The organism is Enemella evansiae (genome assembly GCF_002250705.1).
In the GTDB taxonomy this organism is placed as follows: Bacteria; Actinomycetota; Actinomycetes; order Propionibacteriales; family Propionibacteriaceae; genus Enemella; species Enemella evansiae.
Map to the genome: position 1 here is coordinate 100,321 of NZ_NMVP01000002.1, position 21,155 is coordinate 121,475.

14 protein-coding genes are annotated in these 21,155 nt (G+C 70.5%); 4 read left to right on the forward strand and 10 right to left on the reverse strand.

The window, feature by feature from the left end; translation table 11 throughout:
- Nucleotides 1-16 precede the first annotated feature (16 nt).
- Both BI335_RS04330 and BI335_RS04335 read left to right on the forward strand, forming a co-directional pair.
- A complete protein-coding gene (locus BI335_RS04330) occupies nucleotides 17-817 on the forward strand; it encodes an ATP-binding cassette domain-containing protein (RefSeq protein ID WP_094355186.1) in 801 nt (266 codons plus the stop codon).
- Nucleotides 814-2,028, forward strand: coding sequence for an alpha-D-ribose 1-methylphosphonate 5-triphosphate diphosphatase (locus BI335_RS04335; protein WP_094355187.1), 1,215 nt, complete (start codon nucleotides 814-816; stop codon nucleotides 2,026-2,028). The genes BI335_RS04330 and BI335_RS04335 overlap by 4 nt, the downstream gene beginning before the upstream one ends.
- On the opposite strand, the gene BI335_RS04340 is transcribed toward BI335_RS04335, so the two are convergent.
- The 9 genes from BI335_RS04340 to BI335_RS04380 all read right to left on the reverse strand — a co-directional run bounded on the left by BI335_RS04340 (nucleotide 1,955) and on the right by BI335_RS04380 (nucleotide 17,134).
- Complete coding sequence (locus tag BI335_RS04340; RefSeq protein WP_094355188.1) at nucleotides 1,955-2,776, reverse strand: DUF1684 domain-containing protein; 822 nt, start codon at nucleotides 2,774-2,776, stop codon at nucleotides 1,955-1,957. The two genes, BI335_RS04335 and BI335_RS04340, sit on opposite strands and share 74 nt — an antisense overlap.
- A 33-nt stretch (nucleotides 2,777-2,809) precedes the next feature.
- Nucleotides 2,810-4,651 carry an alpha/beta hydrolase family protein gene (locus BI335_RS04345; RefSeq protein ID WP_094355189.1) on the reverse strand — a complete coding sequence of 614 codons (1,842 nt, stop codon included), beginning with the start codon at nucleotides 4,649-4,651 and terminating at the stop codon, nucleotides 2,810-2,812.
- 29 nt (nucleotides 4,652-4,680) lie between these two features.
- Nucleotides 4,681-6,237: a vWA domain-containing protein gene (locus BI335_RS04350; RefSeq protein WP_094355190.1), complete on the reverse strand. Its 1,557-nt coding sequence runs from the start codon at nucleotides 6,235-6,237 to the stop codon at nucleotides 4,681-4,683.
- Between the two features lie 108 nt (nucleotides 6,238-6,345).
- Complete coding sequence (locus BI335_RS04355) at nucleotides 6,346-6,765, reverse strand: protein-tyrosine phosphatase family protein (protein ID WP_094355191.1); 420 nt, start codon at nucleotides 6,763-6,765, stop codon at nucleotides 6,346-6,348.
- A gap of 4 nt (nucleotides 6,766-6,769) precedes the next feature.
- Nucleotides 6,770-7,690, reverse strand: a complete 921-nt coding sequence (locus tag BI335_RS04360) for a class C sortase (protein WP_094355192.1) — start codon at nucleotides 7,688-7,690, stop codon at nucleotides 6,770-6,772.
- Nucleotides 7,687-8,610: a class C sortase gene (locus tag BI335_RS04365; RefSeq protein WP_094355193.1), complete on the reverse strand. Its 924-nt coding sequence runs from the start codon at nucleotides 8,608-8,610 to the stop codon at nucleotides 7,687-7,689. The genes BI335_RS04360 and BI335_RS04365 overlap by 4 nt, the downstream gene beginning before the upstream one ends.
- An 86-nt stretch (nucleotides 8,611-8,696) precedes the next feature.
- Nucleotides 8,697-10,382, reverse strand: a complete 1,686-nt coding sequence (locus BI335_RS04370) for a SpaH/EbpB family LPXTG-anchored major pilin (RefSeq protein WP_094355194.1) — start codon at nucleotides 10,380-10,382, stop codon at nucleotides 8,697-8,699.
- Nucleotides 10,383-10,402: 20 nt separating this feature from the next.
- Complete coding sequence (locus BI335_RS04375) at nucleotides 10,403-14,281, reverse strand: DUF6923 family protein (RefSeq protein WP_144009068.1); 3,879 nt, start codon at nucleotides 14,279-14,281, stop codon at nucleotides 10,403-10,405.
- A gap of 387 nt (nucleotides 14,282-14,668) precedes the next feature.
- The gene (locus BI335_RS04380) at nucleotides 14,669-17,134 is read right to left on the reverse strand and encodes a helix-turn-helix transcriptional regulator (RefSeq protein WP_133625991.1); all 2,466 of its coding nucleotides are present in this window, start codon (nucleotides 17,132-17,134) and stop codon (nucleotides 14,669-14,671) included.
- A 199-nt stretch (nucleotides 17,135-17,333) separates the two neighbouring features.
- Here BI335_RS04380 and BI335_RS04385 point away from each other — a divergent pair, with 199 nt between their 5' ends.
- A complete protein-coding gene (locus BI335_RS04385; protein WP_094355197.1) occupies nucleotides 17,334-19,505 on the forward strand; it encodes a malate synthase G in 2,172 nt (723 codons plus the stop codon).
- Entirely contained in the window at nucleotides 19,505-20,257 is a 753-nt protein-coding gene (locus BI335_RS04390; RefSeq protein ID WP_094355198.1) for an IclR family transcriptional regulator, read from the forward strand. Before BI335_RS04385 ends, BI335_RS04390 begins: the two co-directional genes overlap by 1 nt.
- A gap of 12 nt (nucleotides 20,258-20,269) precedes the next feature.
- Here the strand turns inward: BI335_RS04390 and BI335_RS04395 are convergent, their stop codons facing one another.
- Nucleotides 20,270-21,145, reverse strand: coding sequence for a hypothetical protein (locus tag BI335_RS04395; protein ID WP_094355199.1), 876 nt, complete (start codon nucleotides 21,143-21,145; stop codon nucleotides 20,270-20,272).
- Nucleotides 21,146-21,155: the final 10 nt, after the last annotated feature.

A 21,155-nucleotide genomic window follows, 5' to 3' on the forward strand; every position in this document is an offset into this window, starting at 1 on the left:
CGAAGCGAACTCGAGGATGCACAGTAGCGAAGCGATTCTGAGCGTCACCGATCTGGTGAAGACCTTCACCCTGCACGCCGTCGGTGGTCGGCAGGTGACCAGCCTGGCCGGGGTGTCGTTGACCGTCGGCACCGGGGAGCATGTCGCGGTGGCCGGTGCCTCCGGGGCCGGCAAGTCCAGCCTGCTGCGCTGCCTCTATCGCAGCTATCTGCCCGATTCCGGCACCGTGGTGCTGCACACCCCGAGCGGTGCCGTCGAGCTGACCGCACTGCCGGACCGTCAGCTGGCCCGGATCCGCGGCCGCGAACTGGGTTATGTGTCGCAGTTCCTGCAGGCCCCGCCGCGGGTCGGTCCACTGGAACTGGTGATCCGCGCCGCCCGTCGCCGCGGCCTGCCGCAGGCCGAGGCGTACCAGACCGCCGGTGAGGCACTGAACCGGCTCGGCATCGACAAACCCTTGTGGGACGTGGATTGCAGCGTCCTGTCCGGTGGCGAGCGGCAGCGGGTCAACCTGGCCGCCGGCACCGTCAGCCCGCCGCGGTTGCTGCTGCTCGACGAGCCGGTGTCGGCCCTCGACCCGCACAACCGGGAGAAGGCGCTGCTGCTGATCGAGGACCTGCGCGCCCAGGACGTGTCGGTGCTCGCGGTCTATCACGACATGAAGATCATCCGCCGGCTGGCGAGCCGGTTGCTGGTGGTGGAGAACGGCCGGATCGTCGCCGACGGAACCCCGGAATCGGTGCTGGCACAGCAACACAGCGCGCTCGCCGATCACCTCACCGATCCGCTGGAACACGAGTTGGAGGCCGCCCGATGAGTCAGCTGACCGATACCGCGACCCGCACCGACGGCTGGCCGATCGGCAGCGCGCCGACCGACTATGTGCTGTCCGGGGTGCGGGCGGTGCTGCCCGACCGGGTGCTGCCGAGTGCGTCGGTGGTGGTGCGCGAGGGCCGGATCGCCGAGATCACCGACCGGATGCTGCCGGGCGACCTGGACGGCCGGGGCCGGTTGCTGCTGCCCGGGTTGATCGATGTGCACTCCGATGCGCTGGAGAAGGAGCGGGCACCGCGGCCCTCGGCGGTGCTGCCCTGGGACTTCGTGCTCGGCAGCTTCGAGGACAGGCTGGCCGCCGCCGGGGTGCTGACGATGTTCCACGGCGCCGGTTTCCAGCACAAGCAGGCCCGCGGCGTGATCCGGGAACCGGAGGCGGCGCTGGCGTTGTGCCGTTCGGTGAGCGGGCACCCCGGCCACGGAGTCCGGCACCGGATCCTGCACCGGTTGGACGTGCTCAGCGAACCGGGCGCGGCCACCCTGCGGACCTGGCTGGCCGAGCGTACCGACGACGGGGTGCCGCCGCTGGTCTCCCACGAGGACCACACGCCCGGTCAGGGCCAATACGTGGACCCCGAGCACCTCGTCACCTACATCGTCGGCGCCGACGGCAAGACCCCCGAGGAGGCCCGCGCCCAGGTGGAGTCGCTGCGGCTGGAGGCGGCCGAGAAGGAACCGGTACGCCGGGCGAACCTCGCCTGGCTGGGCGAACTGGCCCGCAGCGGTGCGATCCGGCTGATGGGTCATGATCCGGACTCGCCGGAGGCGGTCGCCGAGCTCGTCGAGCTCGGTGCCGCGGTGGCCGAGTTCCCGACCACCCGGGCCGCCGCCGAGGCCGCCCGGGCGGCCGGGTTGCTGATCGTCGCGGGCGCGCCGAACGTGCTGCGCGGCGGGTCCCACAACGGCAACGTCTCCGCCGGTGAGCTGGCGCGGGCCGGGCTGCTGGATGCGCTGGCCTCGGACTATCTGCCGACCGCGCTGCTCGGCTCGGTGTCGGTGCTCGCCCCCGAGCTGGGGCTGCCCGCCGCCGTCGGGTTCGTGACCTCGGGTCCGGCCCGGGTCGCCGGGCTGCCGGACACCGGCACCCTGACCGTCGGCGAGCGCGCCGATCTGCTGCTGGTCAGCGACGATCGGGATCCGTGGCTGCGGGTGGCGGCGGCGCTGCCCGCTCCCCCGCGCGCACCGGAACGGTGATCGTGTTGCCCTCGCTGGGGCGGGGGCAGGTGGCGTGGTCGGTGAAGGCGAACCACATGTTGATGGTGCGGTTGAAGTCCAGCACGACGTGGCCGTCGGCGTCCGGTTCGGCGAACTTGAGCTGCCGCCAGGCCGGGGTCTCGGCATCGTTGGTCGGGTCGTGGAACTCGATGCTCGGCCCGGCCTTGATGGTGGTCACCACCAGTCGCTGCGGCGCACCTCCGGCGGTGAACTCGAGCTCGCCGAGGGCCGGCAGCTGCTGGCGCAGGTCGGGGCGGTGGGTGCCGACATCGGCGATCCGGCCGGGCGGATATGCGGTGAACCGGGCCGGGATCACCCACACCGGGTCGTAGTCGTAGACCGGGATGCCGCGGAAGGACTCCCGCTCCGGTGAGCTCTGGGCGCGTACCCGGATCGCCAGCCGACCGCCGCGACGCAACAGCTCGATCTCCCGGTCGCCGTGCCGCAGCCAGGGGATCCGGCCGGTCTCGGCGACCGTGACGGCGCTGCGCCCGGCCAGCGGTTCACCGTCGGCGACCAGCTGATCGCCGGGATCGGCGTCGCAGAACGCCTGCTCACCGTCGGTGGACCAGCGCCCGGGCAGCCCGGGCAGTTCGGTGGGGGTCTCCGGCAACCAGTGGAAGCTCTGCAGGGTCAACCAGCCATAGGGCCGGCGCAGTTCGTCCTCGCGGGCGCGGCGGAAGTCGAGCCAGTCCTGTTTCGCCTGCTGGTTCTGCGCGGCATCCATGCCCCACAGGCTAACGCCGGTATCGGGGCCGGTTCAGCAGATCTCGGGGATGATCCAGTCCCGGACCAGGTCGGCCAACCGCTGCTGGTTCTCCGGCCGGGTGAACTCGTGCCCCTCCCCAGGGAAGACCACCGATTCGGTACGCCGGCCGAGGGCGGCCAGCGCGGCGACGATCTGCCGCGATTCGTTGACCGGCACATTGGTGTCGGCCGAACCGTGCAGGGTGAGCAGCGGCACCTCGATCGCCGCCACCCGGTGCAGCGGCGACAGCTCGGCGAGCAGCTCGGCATCGTGGACCGGGTGACCATATTTGGAGTACGCCGCCAGCCCGATCCAGGGCTCGGTGTCGCGATAGAAGGTCTGCAGATCGCTCATCCCGCAGATCGCCACCCCGGCGCGGAACAGCCCCGGGTGGAAGGCCAGCGCCGCATTGGTCAGATAGCCGCCGTAGGAGCGGCCGGTGATCGCGATCCGCTCCGGGTCGGCGAGACCGGCGCCGACCAGGTGGCCGACCACGTCGACCACGTCGGCGATCGCCCGGTGCCGCAGCGGCCCCTCGTCGGCGTGCACGAAGGCGCGGCCGAAGCCGCCGCTGCCGCGGACGTTCGGCGCGAAGACCGCGATCCCGGCGGCGAGCAGGGTCGGGAAGACGTAGCTGTACTCGGGCCGTGACTGCCCCTCCGGTCCACCGTGGAACCAGAGCGCGACCGGTCCGGGGGCGGACCAGCCCTCGGGCGGGGCGTACCACCAGCCGTTCAGCTCCAGCCCGTCGCTCGCCGGGAACCGCCGCCACTGCGGCAGCACCGGGTCGCCGCGCGGCTCGGGCGGTTCCTCGACCGGGATCCAGGGCCCGGGATCGCGCGGGTCGATCAGGCTGACCGTACGCCGCTGCTCCGGACCCTGCGCGGTCACCGCCAGCAATGATCCCTCGGCGGAGAGGCTGGCCTCGGAGGCGACCTCGGCGGACAGCGTGAGCGGCGGCAGCAGCCTGTCGGTGCGCAGGTCGAACAGTTGCAGCACCGAATGACCGCCGTCGACGTTCCAGAGCAGGGTGGCGAACCGGCCGTCGGCGCTCACCGCGAACTCATCGAGATCGCAGCCGGCGCGTTCGGCGAGCACCTCGACGGCGAGGTCGTCGGTGCTCGGCGCGGTCGGGATGGTCAGCCGCAGCAGCCGGGAGCGGTCGGCGCCGTGGTCGCTGCGGACCAGCAACCGCAGCGGTTCCCCGGCCTCCGCGGGCAGCGCGCTGGGCCGACGATCGGTGAGCACCTGGGCCTGTTCGGTGCTCGAACCCGGGTCGCCGCCGAGCAGTTCACGTTCCCGGCCCTCGTGCAGCAGGATCAGACCGCGATGGCTGCGCGGCCCGGTGCGGATCAGGTGGGCGCCACCCCAGGAGTCGAACAGCCGGCCCTCGCGGCGGCGGTCGACGATCTCCACCTCGCGGGTCGCCGGGTCGACCAGCCGGGCCTCACCGAGATCGTCGGCACCCTCCACGGCGAGCGCGATCCGCTGGCCGTCCCAGCCGATCAGCAACGCGTTGGCGCGGGGGTCGGTGAGCCCGTCGTCGATCCGCCAGGACTGCGGATCCTCGGGGTCGGTGGTGACCACCCAGACCTGGTGCCGGTTGCTGCCGTGCGGCTCGATCTCCAGGGCCAGCCACTTGCCGTCCGGGGAGTGCCGCAGCGCGGAGACGGGGCCCTCGACCGGCAGCCGGACGAACCGGGAACCGGAGAACCGCAGCCCGCCGCGCAGCCAGCGCTGCACCGCACGCGGGTAGCCGTCGACCTCGACCAGGTGCGCGAAGGCACTGCCGTCCGGGGCGACCGAGGCGGCGAAGGTGGGCCGGCCGGTCGCGTTCGAAGTCGATTCCGTCACGTACCCGCACGATACCCACGCCGCCGAAGTCAGCCGGCCGCCCGGCGGGCCAGGTCGGCCAGCTCGGCCGAGGCGGGATCGCCGATCCGGGCGGCGACGGCCGCGCAGTCGGTGGCGACCGCTGCCGGCGTACGCCGCGACGCCCAGCCGGTGCCGCGCAGCGATTCGGCCAGTTCGGCGACCGCGATGCTCTGCTGCAACCCGGGGGACGCCTGCGCGGGGCTCTGGGCGAGCTGGAGCGCGTTGAGCTCGGCGCTGCGTTCGATCGGTGCGCGGGTGTCGGGGTGCTGATAACGGATGGTGGCGGTGGCGAGCGGGCGGACCGGTACGCCACCGGGCCGCAGCGTCACCTCATAGAGCGCGGTCACGCTGTGGCCGGCGCCGACCTCACCGCCGTCGACGCTGTCGTCGCGGAAGTCCTCGTCGGCGACGTCGCGGTTCTCATAGCCCAGCAGCCGATAGGACTCGACCTGGTCGGGATCGAAGCTGACCTGCGCCTTGGCATCGCGGGCGGTGACCACCAGGGTGCTGGCGAGCCGCTGCACGAAGATCCGCCGGGCCTCGATCTCGTCGTCGACATAGGCGTGGAAGCCGTTGCCGCGGTCGGCGAGCTGTTCCATCAGCGTGTCGTTGTAGGAGTCCAGGCCGAAGCCGACGGTGACCAGGTCGATGCGTTGCTGGGCGGCCTTCCCGATGGTCTGCAGGATCGCTTCCGGGCCGGTGTTGCCGACATTGGCGACGCCGTCGCTGAGCAGCACGACGCGATTCAGCGCCCCCTCGCGGCGCTGCGCGAGCGCCTGCTCATAACCCAGGGCGAGGCCGGCCTCGACATTGGTGGAACCCTCGGTGCGCAGGTCGTCGATGACGCCGCGGATGCGATCGGCCCGGGCGGCGCGGGTCGGGCCCAGCACGACGCGGGTGTTGTCGGAGTAGACGACGATGCCGACCGTGTCGTCGGGGCGCAGCGCGCCGACGAGCTGGTTCAGCGAAGACTTGACCAGGCCCAGCCGTTCGGGTGCCGCCATCGAACCGGAGACGTCGATGACGAAGGTCAGGTTGGCCGGTGGCCGGGTCCGCGGGTCCTGTTCGGCGGCCTGTACGCCGACCCGCAGCACCCTGGTGGGGGGGGACTCGAACGCGGGCACCCCGGTGCCGTCGATCTGCACCGCGAGCCCGTCGGCGGGGCGGCGATAACCCTGCTCGAAGGAGTTCACGAACTCCTCGGTGCGCACCTGGGACCGGTCCGGGCGGCGGTCGTTGCTCAGCTGGGCGCGGGCCCGGGTCCAGGAGCCGGTGTCCACGTCCAGGGCGAAGGTGGATCGGTTGTCGCTGCGGGGATCGACGCTGGGGTTGGAGCTTGGCGGGCCGGTCGGTGGCGCCGTCGGAGGGGGCCGGTCACCGCGATCCGGCGGCTCAACCTGTTGGGTGCGCGGCGCCCGCGCCGGCGCATCGGCCGGCCTCGCGTTCGGCGGCGCGGCCACCCCGATGCTGGGACTGGCGGTCTGTCCGCTGCAGCCGGCGAGCAGGGTGAGGGACAGTGCAGCGATGGGGGCGAGCGCGAAGCGGGCGAGCGGTGGTACGGGCATGGGATCCTCCTCGGTTCCCTGCCCAGCACGGGTTCGGGGTACGGATCAGTTCCGGTGGGATCGTCACGGTTGGATCACGAGTTCATCTCGACACGGTCGCTGCGCGACCTACTCGATGAACGTCGACAGGAAATGCCGTTGCCACGGGGTTTCGACGGCCCGGGGATGGTAGTGGGCCCGCACATGCGCGACGGCCTGGTCGCGGGTGAACCCGTCCAGCATGGCGAGCGCGGCCAGCACGGTGCCGGTGCGGCCGACCCCGCCGCCGCAACAGATCTCGACCCGCTCGCGCGCGCTGCGGGCGTACATCATGGCGATCAGCACGTGCGCGTTCCGCGGCCGCAACGGCAGACCGAAGTCGGGCCACCGGAGCCACTCGTATCGGCCGCTGAGGCGGCGTGGCCGGAATGTCAACAGGTACAGGGAGAAGTCGGCCGGCTCGGCGGGCCGGTTGCGCAGCGAACGACCGCGTACCCGGCGCCCCGAGGGAAGCTCGAGCACACCCGGCCCCAGCTCCCAGACGCTCACCCGGTCAGGCTACCCGCGCCCCCTGCACCCGGTTCGCGCGGCGACGACGCCACTCGCGGACGGCGATCAGGATGGCCACCAGCAGGCCGACGCTCGCACCGAGGATCAGCCACCACATCCACGGTTCCAGGGTGAAACCGGGAGCGGCCTGGGCGGCCCGGTCGGCGGCGGTCGGGGTGTCGGGCACCCGCTCGGCGCGGACCAGCAACCGGTGGGTGTTGATGGCATAGGGCGTGCAGGTGAACAGCGTCACGTAATCCTTGCCAGGAACGGCTTTCAGGTCTCCGATCTCGGTGGGCAGCACCACCTTGATCTGATCCACCCTGTAGGCGAGCGTCTCACCCATCACGTCGATGTAGATGAGGTCGCCCTGCTTCACCGAGGTCAGGTGGTCGAACAGGGTCGCGTTCGACATCCCGGTGTGGCTGGTCAGCACCGAGTGGGTGCCCGCGCCGCCGACCGGCAGCGAGGTGCCGTAGAGATGCCCCGCACCCTTGGCGATCACCTCATCGCTGGTGCCGTGGTAGATCGGCAGGTCGATCCCGGCCGAGGGCACCCGCACCCGGGCCATCATCTCGAATCGGGCGAGCTGGCTCTGGTAGTCGCGGTAGGCACCGGATTCCGGATTGGATGCCCGCTCCAGATAGGGATCCAGGATGGGTACGCCGGCCAGGGTCGAGTTGTAGGCCCGGGCCCGTTCCAGTTCGGCGATCCGGTCGGCATCGGAGAGTTTGTCGACCTGCTGGTTGTACTGCTGGGCGAACTGGCGCTGCTTGATGTTGTTGAACTGGGTGGCGGCCACCGGATAGAGCAGCACCATCACCCCGGCGATGACCAGTAGGATCGGGATCAGCCGATGCAACTTCCGGCGGGATTCGACGGCCCGCCGGGGACCCGAGGAGGTGCGGACCTGGGTGTCGCTCATCGGGAATTCTCCTTGTTCCGCAGGCGATGGGCCCGCCGGATGTCGGTGATCAGCCAGCCGAACAGCATCAGCGCGGCGACGGTGAGTGCGCCGCCGGAGATCCAGAGCCGGGGCCGCATCCAGTCCTGGACCGGCGGCAGGCCGAGCATCGACGCGGCGGTCCGGGTGGTGGCGGTGGCCTGCACGGTCTCGGTGTCGACCGGTGCGGGATCGGTGACCCGGACTGCGCGGACCAGCATCCGTTCCCGGTGCCCGCCCGGCGGGGTGTAACAGGTGACCAGGGTGACCAGGTCCTGACCCGGTACCCGGCCGACGGCCTCCAGCTCGGTCGGCTCGACGACCCGGATCTGGTCGACCTGATAGGTGAGGGTGGTGCCGGCGACCTCGATGGTGAACCGCTCCCCCGGTTGCAGTTCCGGCAACCGGTCGAAGAAGGTCTGGCTGCGCATGCCGCTGTGCGCGGCGAGCACCGCATGGGTGTCGGGGCCGCCGACCGGCAGCGAGGAGCCATACATGTGGCCCACCCCGGCGGCCAGCGACACCTCGTCGGCATCGTGCCGGATCGGCATGTCCACAGCGATCGCGGGGATCCGCAACCGGCCCATGGCCGGGCCGGGCAGGGTGTCGAGGTAGGTGCGGTGCGCGGTGTCCGCACCGACCGTGGCGCCCCAGGGATCGGTCAGGGCGCGGGGTGAGAGGGCGGCGTTGTACGCCCGGGCGGCGGTCAGGTCGGCGGAGAGCTGCTCGGCCGGCAGTGACCGCACCGATTCGGCGTAGGTTGTGGCGGCCTGCTGGGTGGCGCGGTCATTGGCGACCGCCTCGGCGACCGGTTGGCCGACGCTGAACGCGCCGGCCAGCAGCAGTCCGAGGACGACACAGCGGCGCAGCAGTTCCGCCAGCCGGCTGAATGCTTTCTGCATCGTTTCCTCGGATCGCTGTGTCAGTGGGGATTGTGGAGGGTGGACGGGCGGGGGCCTCGGGGCTGCCCCGCCCGCCCACGTCTGGGTCAGGCCTGCTGACGACGCTTGCGCGAGGTCATGGCGTAGTAGGCCAGGCCACCACCGATCAGCAGCAGTCCGCCGACGCTCAGCGCCGCGATGCCGTTGCCACCGGTGAGCGGCAGCTGGTTGCCCAGGTTGGCCTTCTGGTTGGCGACCCGCTGGATCGCCACGGCCGGGGTGGTGTCGGTGGCGGTGTTCGACATGATGGTCACGTAGACCGCCTCGGAGGACAGGTTGTAGCCGGCCGGGGCCTTGGTCTCGACCAGGCAGTAGCTCTGGTACTTGGTCGGGTCGGTGACCGCGGTGTTGTTGTAGAAGTCCGAGGTCTGCAGGCCGGTGAAGGTGGCCTTGCCGTCGCTGCCGACGGTGGCGGTGTTGATCGGGGTGCCGGACACATCGCCGGCGGTGCAGACGCCGTCACCGGGGGTCGGGTCGGCGAAGACCTGGAAGACCGCGCCGGCCATGGCGGCGGTGGCGTTGCTGTCGGCCGGGTCGTACTTGTTCACCTCGATGTTGCCGTACTTCGACTCCACCGGGTTGGTCGGGATGCCGGGGTTTCCGGGGTTCGCGTCGACCCACGGCTTGTTCGGGATCACGGTGGCGACGTTGGTGATCTCACCGCTGCCACCCTGCTCGTTGACGGTGCCGTCGATGGTGGTGACGACGGTCGCGGCCGGGTTGGCCGAGTTCGCGGCGGCCAGCTTGTTCAGACCGGTCGAGGTGAAGGTCACCTTGACCAGGGTGGTGCCGGAGGTGGCGACGGTGTAGTCGGTGCCCTCGGTCAGGGTGACCAGGGCCGCGGTACCGGTGTCACCGTCGGGATCGATGGCGACGGTGGTGCCGACGTAGCCGATCCGCGGATCGAGCTGGTCGTTGATCACGTAGGTGCCCATCTGCGCGCCGGACATGCCGTCGGTGATGGTCGAGGTGATCGTGTACTTGACGCCATGGTTGCCGGCGTTGTTGCCCTCGGCGGTGGTGGTGCCCTGGTCGGTCACCTCCTTGCGGGAGCTGTCGCTCTGGTTCTTCGGGTAGACGTTGACGTCGTACATCCAGCGGCTGGTGTCGTCCGGGTTGGTCATCGGCAGGGTGACGAAGAACGCCGCGGCCGGGGAGATGGTGCCCTTGTCGATGGTGCTGCCGTTGCTGGTCACGGTGCCCGAGGTGCTCAGGTTCTCGTTGACCAGGTAGAGGCCGACACCGTCGGGCTTGGTGAAGGTCGCGGTGCCGGTGGCGTCGGTGGTCACCGTCGCGGACTTCGCGATGTAGTAGGTGGTGCCGTTGACGGTGAAGGAGCCGACGGCGATCTCGGCCGGGGTCGGCACGTGGCCGTTGATGGCCGCGGCGGCGGTCCAGCCGGTGTTGGTGGTCAGGTCGATCGGCTGGGTGTGGGCGGCGTCGGTGAAGACCTGGTAGACGTCGAAGTTGACCCCGGCCAGCGGCGGCAGGGTGACGTTCTGCTGGGTGCCGTTGCTCGCGGCACCGGTGGCGGCACCGAGGTACTTGTGGATCGACAGCTGCACGGTCGCGTCCGGGTTGATCAGCGCCTTGTTGGCGGTGTTCTCCTGGCTCACGCCGCCGACGGCGTACGGGTTACCGGGATCGGCCAGGGCCATGGGGGCCGACAGGCCGAAGGTGGTCACCGCGACAGCGGAGAGGACGGCCGCTGCCAAGCGAGTCTGGTGGTTCATTGTTTTCCTTCTTGTGATGGTTAGGAGGACTTGCGGTGACCCGAAAGCCTGAGGTGGCCCAGGGGCCGGAAGTAATACGCCAGGGCAAGGCCGAGCAGGGCCATGCCGGTCAACAGGTACGGCCAGCTGCCGTTGCCGCCCGCCTTGGGCAGCGGGGCGGGTGTGACGTCGTTGACCACCACGGTCAGCGGGTCGCCCGTCTTGAGCGTGACCGTGCTGCTGGTGGGAGCCAGCAGGGTCACGCCGTTCGCGGTGAGCCGGAAGTGGATCGGCTGCGCGAGCAGCGAGAATCCGTCCGGTGCCCTGGTTTCGACGAGCCAGTACTCGCCGAGGATCAAGGAGGATGAGTCGAACAGCGCCCCATTGGCGGTGTTCGGGGTGATGCCGTTCTGGACCGCGGTGGCCCCGGGGGCGCTCGGATCGCTGGTGTACAACGAGAACTGGGCGCCGGTCAGCGGGCAGGTGGGCTGGTCGGTGTCGCAGTTCAGGCCCTGCTTGACCACACGCATCACCTGGGTGGGTGGCACGATCGGTGCGCAGGCGTCGTTGTTGTCGGCGCCATCGGAATCGGCGGCCATCGTGACCCGGTTGAAGATGCCGCCACCGGGCGTACCGGGCCCCGCGGTGTTGCAGGCCTTCGCCTGCTCCCACTGGGTCGCGGTCGGCTTGCCACTGGCGGTCACCACGACCGTGTAGACCGTCGTGGCACCGGGTGCCAGCGTGCTGGTCGCGGCCGGGATGGTGAAGCTGCCATCGGCGGCCGGGGTCACCGCGGTGCCGTTCAGGGTGATGCCGGTGCGGGTGAAGCCGGTGAAGACGGTGGCGGTATCGGTGATGGCCGGGTGGGCGTACACGACGGTGCCGGTGTTGGTGACGGTGACCCTGTAGGTGACCGTGGTCGAGAAGGTGCCGGTCGCGGCATCGTGGGCCGCGGTCTGCGTCGGGCCGGTGGTGCCGGGAGCCGAACCGTCGACGGCCTTCTGGACCGCGAACCGCGGGGGTGCGACACAGGCGGAATTGTTGCTGGTATCGGTTTCCTGGCCACTGGGCAGCGCGACCGAGTTGTACAGCCCGGTGTTCGGGGCGGTGCAGATCGCGGCCGCCGGCGCCCCCTTGGGCAGGTAGCGGACGGTCACGGTGTAGGTGTCGGTGGCACCGGCGGCCAGCGGCGTGCTGGTGATCGCACCGACGGTGAAGGTGTGGGGCGCGGCGGTGAAGGTGGTCGTCGGCCCGGTGGTGGTGCCCTTCGACCAGGTGGCCGTCTGCGGGACCAGGTTCGGGTCGAACTGCAGGGTGTCGGTGATCGGGCCGTAGCTGCCCGAGCCCTGGCCGGTGTTCTTCACCGTCACGGTGTAGGTGACGGTGTAGCCGCCGTCGGCGGCCGGACCGGTCAGCGTGCCCGGCGCCTTGGCCAGGTCGATGCTGGGCTGCAGCGCGGTGACGTGGGCGGTGTCGGTGCCGGTGACCTTGCTCGCGGTCACGTTGCCGATGCCGGTCGCGGTGCCGACATTGTCAACGCTGGCGGAGATCGCGGTCGGTGCCGACCAGTAGATCCAGGTCTCACCCGGATCCAGCAGGCCGTTGCTGTTGCTGTCACCGGACTTGTATCCACCGGGCGCGGCGATCCCGGAGATCGCACCGAGCTTGTCGTCGGTGAGCCCGATGGTCTTCAGCGGTTCGGTGTAACCGGTCGGCAGCGAGACGGCGTACACGTAGACGACCTGGTCACCCCGGTTCACCGAGAGGCTGTCGACGCCGTTGCCGGTGTCGGTGGCGCGCCGGACGGTCTTCGCGACCTGGATCGCCGGGACCGGGTTGGCGCAGGCGTTGTTGCCGTTGTCGACCTTGGTGGGGTCCTCCTCGGGCAGGCCGACCTGGTTGAACAGGCCGGTGCCGGGGGTGTTCGGGGTGCAGAGGACGAGCCTGTCGGTGCTCGTCGGATTCTGCTTGTAGACAACGGTGACCGTGTAGGTGTGGGTGGCGCCGGCGGCGATCGGCTTGCCGGCAGCGGTACCGATCGGATAGCTGCCGTCGGCGTCGGCGGACACCGTGGTCGGTGCGGTGTTGGCCGGGCCGCCGGACCAGGTCACCGTCTGGATGCTGGTGCCGGGGCTGAACTGCGGCGCATCGACCAGTTGGGTGTAGCTGCCGGCGGTGGTGCCGGAGTTGGTGACCTTGATGGAGTACGCGATGGTGTGGTTGCCGGCCGCGTCCGGTCCGGTGGCGACCGGGGTGTTCGCGGTCTTGGTGACGTCGATGATCGCATTGCTCGGGCAGGTCTCGACCGAACCGGTGTTGTTGCCGGCGACCGGATCGAGCTCGTTGCCGGTGATGGTGGCGGTGTTCGTCACGCAGGTGGTGTTGTTCGGCACCGTGGCGGTGATCGGGATGACGTAGGAGGCACCCTTGGCCAGCACCCCGGTCAGGCAGGTCACCGTCTGGCCGCTGATCGTGCAGGCGCCGGTGTAGTCCGAGCCGACCTTGAGGTTGGTGTAACCGGCCGGCACGGTGTCCTTGACCACGCCGCCGGAGCTGGTGCCCGGGCCGAGGTTGGTGATCGTCAGATTCCAGGTGATGGTGCCGCCGGGCTTCGGGCTGCTCGGGGTGGCGGTCTTGGTGACCTTGAGGTCGGCCTGCACGTCGGTGCCACAGCTCGCACCGTCATTGTTGTAGGAGCCCGGGCCGGAGATCTTGTAGACCAGCGAGAAGGTCGGGCTGCTCGAGGCAGGGTTGGTCACCTGGATCTGGTAGACCCCGGAGCCGCTGTTGTCGGAGAAGCCGAGGTTGCCGTTGCCGTAGGTCCAGGCCGCACCGTAGATGCGACCGCCGGGGATCTGACCATTCAGCGTCGACATGCTGAACCTGGTCACTGTGCCGGTGGCGAGGTCGTAACGCAGCATCGTCGGTGCCGTGGTGGCGGTCCCCGAGTTGGCCTCAAGGCCCCAGAGGTAGCCACCCATGACGGTGTAGTCGTTCACCCGGAAATCGGGGTTGCTGGTGACCACGGTGGCGGTGGGGGCACCGGTCAGGTTGATCCGGTAGATGGTGGCGGTGCCACCCGCTGCGTTGGAGACGTAGTAGACGCCATTGGCGATCACACCCGAGGTCACCCCGCCGCCGCCGAAGTCCTGGTTGAAGGTGGAGGCGGTGCTGGTGATCGGACCGAGGTCCTCGACCTGGCCGTTGGCGTCGACCCGGATCAGCCGCGCGCCGCCCAGCCAGGTGCTGTCACCGCCCTTGGCGGGCACCCCGGTCACGGCGTACAGGTAGCCGTCGGCCGGGTTGTAGGCGAGCGCGTTGTACTGCGCCTTCGGCGTGGTTGCGGTGCCGACGGTGATGAACTGCGCCCCGGTCGGATCCTGGTACTGGTTGTACAGGGTCGTCGGCTGCCCCTCGACATTGGAGGAGTTGAACGCGGTCGGGGTGGTGCAGTCGAACCGGGGGTGGTAGCTGGAGTTGTTCACCCGGACCGTCTCGGTCAGCGACGCCTGGGTGTAGGTGCGCCCGAAGAACAGCGTCAAGTAGTAGAAGCTGAAGTTCACCGTCGAGGTGGTGGTCACCGACACCGTGGTGGTGCAGGTGAAGGTCGCGGTGCCGCCGGCGCGGATGGTGGCCGAGGTCGGGCTGATCGCCGAGCAGCGGTCATCACGGATCGAGTCGTAGTAGTAGGTCCGCGAACCGCTGTTGTTCTGGACCGTATAGGTGTAGGTCACCGACCCGGGTCCGGACAGCGTGGTCGGGCTCGGGGTGTAGGTGAAGGTCAGATCGCCCTTGGTGATCTGCGATGCCTGCGCGGTGCCCACCGGGCCGGGCCCGATCCCCAGACCGACCAGGGCCAGCGCCAGCACCACGGCAGCAACGATGGCGCGCGACCAGCGGCCGGCGCCGCCAGTGCGCACTCGACGTGCACGACCGATTTCTGACACAGCTCCCCGATTCCCCGTAGATCCCCGATGTCCCCGAATGGTGCGATCCCCCGTGGATCGCGGGCATCGGGGTGTTTCACCGGCCGATGCCTGTTCGATGGTGCGGGTGATGAAACCGATCGGTCAAAAGGTTGTCGGGCCGGGTTGGCGGCACCGGATTCCACCCATGGGTGAGGCGCTGGAGAACGTGGGTGATCCCGCGCAGACGCCGGTCCGGCGGGCTTCTGGGCGCACGGTCGGGTGCTGGATGGGGCCATCGAGCGGGCCGTGGGGGGCGCGGATCACCCGCGGACTTCACCCGTCATTCCACCCATCTCACCCCTCGGTACGCCCCCGCCGACGGGTCGGCGTACCCGGGTCTCAGCCGTCGATCAGGCCGCGTACCCGGCCGACCTGGATGGCGCTGTCGCGACTGTGCACACCCAGGCGCCGATAGAGCTCCTTCGCGGTGGAGCGGACCGTCTCGACGCTGACGAACAGCTCCTTCGCGATCGCGGGCATCGTGCCGCCGTGCGCCAACGCGCGCAGCACCTCGAGCTGGCGCGGGGTGAGTTGCGCCTCCTGGCGGCCCGGGTCCGGGGTTCGCGGTGCCGCCCCCAGACCGGGCAGACCGGCGGCATCGGGGCCCAGCCGGTCGACGATCAGCGTCCGGGCCGGGTCGGGCAGCAGGGCCACCACGGCCAGGCTGTTGGCCCAGTCCTCCCGGTCAAGCAACCCACCGACCTCGCAGGCGACATCGTCCCGCGCCGCCAGGGCGGCCAGTCGGACCCCGGTGGCCGCCATCCGCCAACGCAACGAGATGACCTCGAGCTGCAGCACCTGCTCGGTCAACCGGAGCGCGCCCTGGTACTGGCCTTTCGCCACCTCGATGCTGGCCCGCACGGTCACCTCGAGCGGCCGGGGGATGCTGCCGTTGGCGAGCCGGCTCTCGGCCAACCCGACCCGGCCCGCCTGCGCGTCGAGCAGCGCGAGCACGGTCATTCCCGGCCACCATTCCCATTCCGGGCGCTGACCCCAGCTCGCCCGGCTCAGCATCGTCCGCAGCCAGTCGGCGGCGATCCCCTGGCCACTCAGCAGCGCCAGGCGCAGCGCCTCGGCCTGCAGCTGCTGCGGGGCCAGTGGGGTGTCCAGATCGACGGTGGCGGTCCCGGGATCGGCGACCAGCGCGGCCGCATTGTCGGAGCTGTAGCGCTGGGCCAGCTCGGCCAGCACCTCGTGGGTCGGTTCCCCCGGGATCGCGACCTGGCGGTACTGCTCCAACTGGGTACGCGCCTGGAGCGGCGCGCCGCCGACGGCGGCGATCAGCGCCCCGCGGACCAGCGTGCCGGGCCACAGGGTGCTGTACTGCCAGACGGCCGGACCGAGCACGAACCCCATCCGGGACGCCGTGCGGTGACATTCCTGGGCGACATCGGGGGCGCCGGTCTGCAGGGCGGCCTCACTGACCCCGAGCAGCACCCCGGCCACCAGGGCCAGGTCGTCGCGGCGGGTGGCCGCGTCCGCGTCGGCCAGTTGGTCGGCCTCGGACGCCAGCGCGGCGGTGACCTCGGTGAGCAGCTGTGCGGCGCGTTGCCGGTCCGAGGGCCAGCCGTTCGCGACCATGCCGGCGAACCAGCGCTGCAACCGACCGACCGCCGAATCGGGCTCGATCACCTCGTTGGCGAACAGGAACGCGAACTCCTGCCAGAGCTGCGGGGTGTCCTGCGGCGCGGCCGCCGGCGACAGGTCGCCACCGATGAACCGGCGTGCAGCCTCCAGGTGCCGCAGACCGCGGGGCACATGATCCGGCCAGCGCGCGGCGTACTCCTCACAGTCGAATCGGCTCAGGTGGATCAGCAGGTGCACGGTCCGCCCCAGCACCCGATCCAGCTCCCGCCAGCCCCGCAGCCCGGTCAGAATCCGCATCCGGTCCGGTCCGGTGATCCCGGGCTGGGTCTCGGCGAGGGTGAGGAAACGCCCCCTGGTCTCGGCGGCCCGCTCCGGATCGCGGGCGCGCAGCAACTGCAGCAGCGCGGCGGCCAGGCCCTCGGGCAGGAACGGTTCGACGCTCACCCCGGAGACGAAGACGCTCGCCGCGCGGGCCACCTCGACCTCCCACGCCTCGACGGCTCGCTCCTGCCAGGCGCCGGTCAGCAGCCGGATGGTCTCGCCGCTGGCCCGCGGTGCCCAGACCTGCGCCTCCAGCAGCGGATCGGCGAAGACCAGGTCGTAGATGCGTTCGGCCCAGTCCCGGCAGACCGGTTCGAGAACCTCGGGGCCGGCTCCGGGCAGTCCGGGTTCGGCCAGCAGTTGCGGTACGCCTCCGGTGAGCAGTTGCAGCCGGCGAGCGAGCACCGGGTCGCCCGCGGCGGCCGGTTGCAGCAGCGGCACCTCGGACTCCAGCACGCTGAGATCGCGATGGTCGATGACCAGGTCGAACCAGGACAGGTCCGGACCGCCCAGCTCGTCGCATTCGGCGACCGCGACCAGATGACTGGCCGGGAAATCGGGGGACAACCCATCCCAGTGGGCACCCAGGCTGAGTGCCTCGACCGGCGCCAGGGCGCCCAGGTCGACGAACATGGTGCGGCCACCGACGTTCGCGGCGCGGGCCCGGGCGGTCCCCCGCTCCGCCTCGACGATCCAGTCCTCACCGACCAGCGCGGACAGCGCCGCCCGGACGGTGGCCGCCGGCTGGTACTCCCGCGGCGCCCAGACGAAGATCCGGTCATGACCGGCCATCCGGGCGGCCAACCGCGGCGCCAGCGCCTCGGCGACCGTGCCGTGGGCATCGTCGGCGGCCTGGCCACCGCTCGCCACCACCTCGACCATTCGTTCTGTTCCCATCCGGGCACCATCTCCCCGATTCCCCGCGCGGGGTCCCCCTCTGCCTGTCTTCTCAGCTCAGGGACCGATCCGACCCCTTGGCTGACCAGAAGTCTAGAGAACCACCCCGCCTTGCTCCGGGGCGGATAGCAGATTAGGCTTTATGGAAATCTTCTTTCACGATCCGGAAATGCTCCCCTGGGGCAGATGGAGGAATCCCATGACCGACCGCGTCACGATCGGCCGCCTGTCCATCGATCCCGAATTGCACGAGTTCGTCCGCACCGAGGCGCTGCCGGGCAGCGAGGTGGACGAGGCAGCGTTCTGGGCGGGCGCCGAACGGCTGCTCGCCGAACTGGGCCCGCGCCGGGCCGAGCTACTGGCGACCCGGGACCGGTTGCAGCAGACCATCGACGCCTGGCACGGCGAGCATCCCGGTGCGATCGACCAGGCGGCCTACGAGGAGTTCCTCACCGAGATCGGTTATCTGGTGCCGGAGCCGGACGAGGTGCGGGTGACCACCCGCGATGTCGACCCGGAGATCTCCGCGGTGCCCGGGCCGCAGCTGGTGGTGCCGGTGCTGAACGCCCGGTTCGCCACCAACGCGGCCAATGCCCGCTGGGGTTCGCTCTATGACGCGCTCTACGGCACCGACGCGATCGATGAGGCCGACGGCAAGGAGAAGGGTGGCGACTACAACCCGGTCCGCGGCCGGGCCGTGGTCGCCTGGGCGCGCGACTTCCTGGACTCCATCGCCCCGCTCGCGGGTGCCAGCCATGCCGACGCGCAGGCGTACCGGATCGTCGACGGCCACCTGGAGGTGCAGACCGAGTCCGGCCCGGTGCGGCTGGCCGACCCGGCCCAGCTCGCCGGCTGGCGGGGTGCGCCGGAGGCCCCCGAAGGCATTCTGCTGGTGCACAACGGCTTGCACGCCGAGATCCAGATCGACGCCGACGACTCGATCGGCGCCGCCGACCAGGCGGGGGTCAAGGATGTGCTGCTGGAGTCGGCGGTCACCTGCATCATGGACCTGGAGGACTCGATCGCCGCGGTCGATGCCGCCGACAAGGTGCAGGCCTGGCGCAACTGGCTGCAACTGATGCAGGGCACGCTGGCCGAGGAGGTCAGCAAGGGCGGGCGCACCTTCCGTCGCGAGCTGAACCCCGATCGCGACTACTCCAGCGCCACCGGTGAGCTCACCAAGAAGGGCCGCGCGCTGCTGTTCGTCCGGCATGTCGGCCATCTGATGGATTCCGAGGCGGTGCTGCTGGACGGAGAACCCGTCTCGGAAGGATTCCTGGACGCCCTGATCGCCGGCCTGGGCAGCGTGCACGATCTGCGCGGGCCGAACGCCGGCGGCAACTCCCGGACCGGGTCGGTCTATGTGGTGAAGCCCAAGATGCACGGCCCCGAGGAGGTCCAGCTCACCGTCGACCTGTTCGCTGCGGTCGAGGAGATCCTCGGACTGGAGCCGAACACCTTCAAGGTCGGCATCATGGACGAGGAGCGCCGCACCTCGGCGAACCTGAAGGCCTGCATCGCCGCCGCCAGGGACCGGGTCGCGTTCATCAACACCGGCTTCCTGGACCGCACCGGCGATGAGATGCACACCTCGATGCAGGCCGGCCCGATGGTGCGCAAGGCCGCGATGAAGGGCACCGACTGGATCAGCGCCTACGAGGATTCCAATGTCGACGTCGGCCTGGCCTGCGGGCTCAAGGGGCACGCCCAGATCGGCAAGGGGATGTGGGCGGCGCCGGACAACATGGCGGAGATGCTGGAGCAGAAGATCGGCCATCCGAAGGCCGGCGCCACCTGTGCCTGGGTGCCGTCGCCGACCGCGGCCACCCTGCACGCCACCCACTACCACCAGGTGGATGTGCTGGCCCGCCAGGACGAGCTCGCCGCCGGCGGGCCGCGGACCGAGCGCAGCGCGCTGCTCACCGTTCCGGTCGGTGAGGCGGCCGAGTGGTCGGAGCAGGATCGCCGCGACGAGGTCGACAACAACGTCCAGGGGATCCTCGGTTACGTGGTCCGCTGGGTCGATTCGGGCGTCGGCTGTTCCAAGGTGCCCGACATCACCGGAACCAACCTGATGGAGGACCGGGCGACCTGCCGGATCAGCTCCCAGCACGTGGCGAACTGGCTGCACCACGGTGTGGTCGACAAGGAACTGGTCGAGGACAGCTTCCGCCGGATGGCGGTCAAGGTGGACGAGCAGAACTCCGGCGATCCCACGTACCAGCCGATGGCCCCGGCCTTCGACGGTGAGGCCTTCCGGGCGGCGCAGGACCTGGTGTACGCCGGGTTGGAGCAGCCTTCCGGTTACACCGAGCCGATCCTGCACCGGCGCCGGGCCGCCAAGAAGGCCGAGGACGCCGGGAGGAGCTGATGACCGAGGGCGTGCAGTCGGTATCGCGCGCATTCGGCCTGCTGGAAGCGATTGCCGATGCCGGCGGTGAACTGACGCTGACCGAGTTGGCCGAGGCCAGCGGGTTGCCGATGCCGACGATCCATCGGTTGCTGCAGACGCTGGTGGCCGGCGGTTACGTCCGTCAGCAGGCATCCCGGCGTTATGCGCTCGGTGCCCGGCTGATCCGGCTGGGCCGGCAGGCCGACCGTCAGGTCGGAGTGCTGGCCCAGCCGGAGCTGCGGCGGTTGGTGGTCGAGCTGGGTGAGACCGCGAATCTTGCCGTGCTGGAAGGGGATACCGCGGTCTATCTGGCGCAGAGCCCGTCGGCGCACTCGATGCGGATGTTCACCGAGGTGGGCCGTCGGGTCGCGGTGCACAACACCGGGGTCGGCAAGGCGATGCTCGCCGGACTCGACGATGCCGCGGTGCTCTCGCTGCTGCATCGCACCGGGATGGAACAGCGCACCCCGCGCAGCCACGCCACCCCGGAGGCGCTGCTCGCCGACCTGGCCGAGATCCGGGCACGCGGCTATGCGATCGACGACGAGGAGCAGGAGCTCGGCGTCCGCTGCTATGCGATGGCGGTCCCGGATGCGGAGCTGCCGGTGGCCCTGTCGGTCTCCGGACCGGTCAGCCGGGTGGACGAGGCCTTCGCCGCCCGCGCTATCCCCGCCCTGCGCGAGGCGACGACCCGGGTCTCCGCCGAACTCGCGGCCTCCAACGGCGGGTGATCGCTCGCTCAGTCAATGGGTGAGCAGGGACCAGACCTCGGCGCGCACCTCGGGGAGGTCGACGGGTTCACCGGCCAGGGTCTGCAGGGCCTCGACGACCGGCCAGCCGATCAGCGCGCCGTAGCGGGCGGAATAGATGGCCAGGTCGGTGATCCGGTAGGCGTCGTCGCGGTCGAAGAACAGATAGCCGAGCAGCTGGTACACATCGGCCAGGCTGAGCCGGTCGCTGCGTACCCCGGTCTTCGGGTCGCGTACGCCGAGCCGGGTCTTGATGTCGATCAGGACGCCACCGGCGATCAGATCGGCGTCGGCGGCGCAGAACTCCGATCCGGTGAAGGTGGGTCCCAGCCGGTACGGCGGCCGCAACCGGGGCAGCAACTCGCGTTCGGCCAATCCCTGCAGGGCAACGAGTTGCTCGATCGCGTCGGCACCGGCCAGACCGAGCAACTCGGGGGTCCGGAACCGATCCGCCCGCAGCAATCCGTCCAGCGCCGAACCGCGACGGAGCCCGGCCCGGTAGACCTCGGTGGTCAGCGCCAGCGCCCAGCACGCCCGGCCGAGTGCGGCCGCATCCCCGTTGACCGCGGCCCGTTGCGCGGCCTTCACCACGCCGACGATCTGCTCCAGTTCCCTGGCGTGGTTGGCGAAGCCGATCCAGCTGATCTCGGCTCGATCCTGCGGGTCGAGCAGGAACCGTAGCGCCAGATCCAGCGCCGCCCCCACCTGGCCCGGATCGGCGCTGCCGCCCGCCACCCGCAACTCCCCCGACCGCGCCCGGAAGTCGGTCTGCAGGGCGCGGACGTGCGGGAACCGGCGGTCCAGGAACTCCCGCAGCGGTGACCGCTTGTCACCGAGGGCGGCGGTCAGATTGCTGTAGCGGTAGGCCATTGCGGGCCGC

Coding starts and splice junctions, on each gene's coding strand:
- BI335_RS04350 (WP_094355190.1), bottom strand. CDS start 6,237: ATGCCCGTACCACCGCTCGCCCGCTTCGCGCTCGCCCCCATCGCTGCA.
- BI335_RS04365 (WP_094355193.1), bottom strand. CDS start 8,610: ATGCAGAAAGCATTCAGCCGGCTGGCGGAACTGCTGCGCCGCTGTGTC.
- BI335_RS04395 (WP_094355199.1), bottom strand. CDS start 21,145: ATGGCCTACCGCTACAGCAATCTGACCGCCGCCCTCGGTGACAAGCGG.
- BI335_RS04340 (WP_094355188.1), bottom strand. CDS start 2,776: ATGGATGCCGCGCAGAACCAGCAGGCGAAACAGGACTGGCTCGACTTC.
- BI335_RS04330 (WP_094355186.1), top strand. CDS start 17: ATGCACAGTAGCGAAGCGATTCTGAGCGTCACCGATCTGGTGAAGACC.
- BI335_RS04335 (WP_094355187.1), top strand. CDS start 814: ATGAGTCAGCTGACCGATACCGCGACCCGCACCGACGGCTGGCCGATC.
- BI335_RS04380 (WP_133625991.1), bottom strand. CDS start 17,134: ATGGGAACAGAACGAATGGTCGAGGTGGTGGCGAGCGGTGGCCAGGCC.
- BI335_RS04385 (WP_094355197.1), top strand. CDS start 17,334: ATGACCGACCGCGTCACGATCGGCCGCCTGTCCATCGATCCCGAATTG.
- BI335_RS04370 (WP_094355194.1), bottom strand. CDS start 10,382: ATGAACCACCAGACTCGCTTGGCAGCGGCCGTCCTCTCCGCTGTCGCG.
- BI335_RS04390 (WP_094355198.1), top strand. CDS start 19,505: ATGACCGAGGGCGTGCAGTCGGTATCGCGCGCATTCGGCCTGCTGGAA.
- BI335_RS04360 (WP_094355192.1), bottom strand. CDS start 7,690: ATGAGCGACACCCAGGTCCGCACCTCCTCGGGTCCCCGGCGGGCCGTC.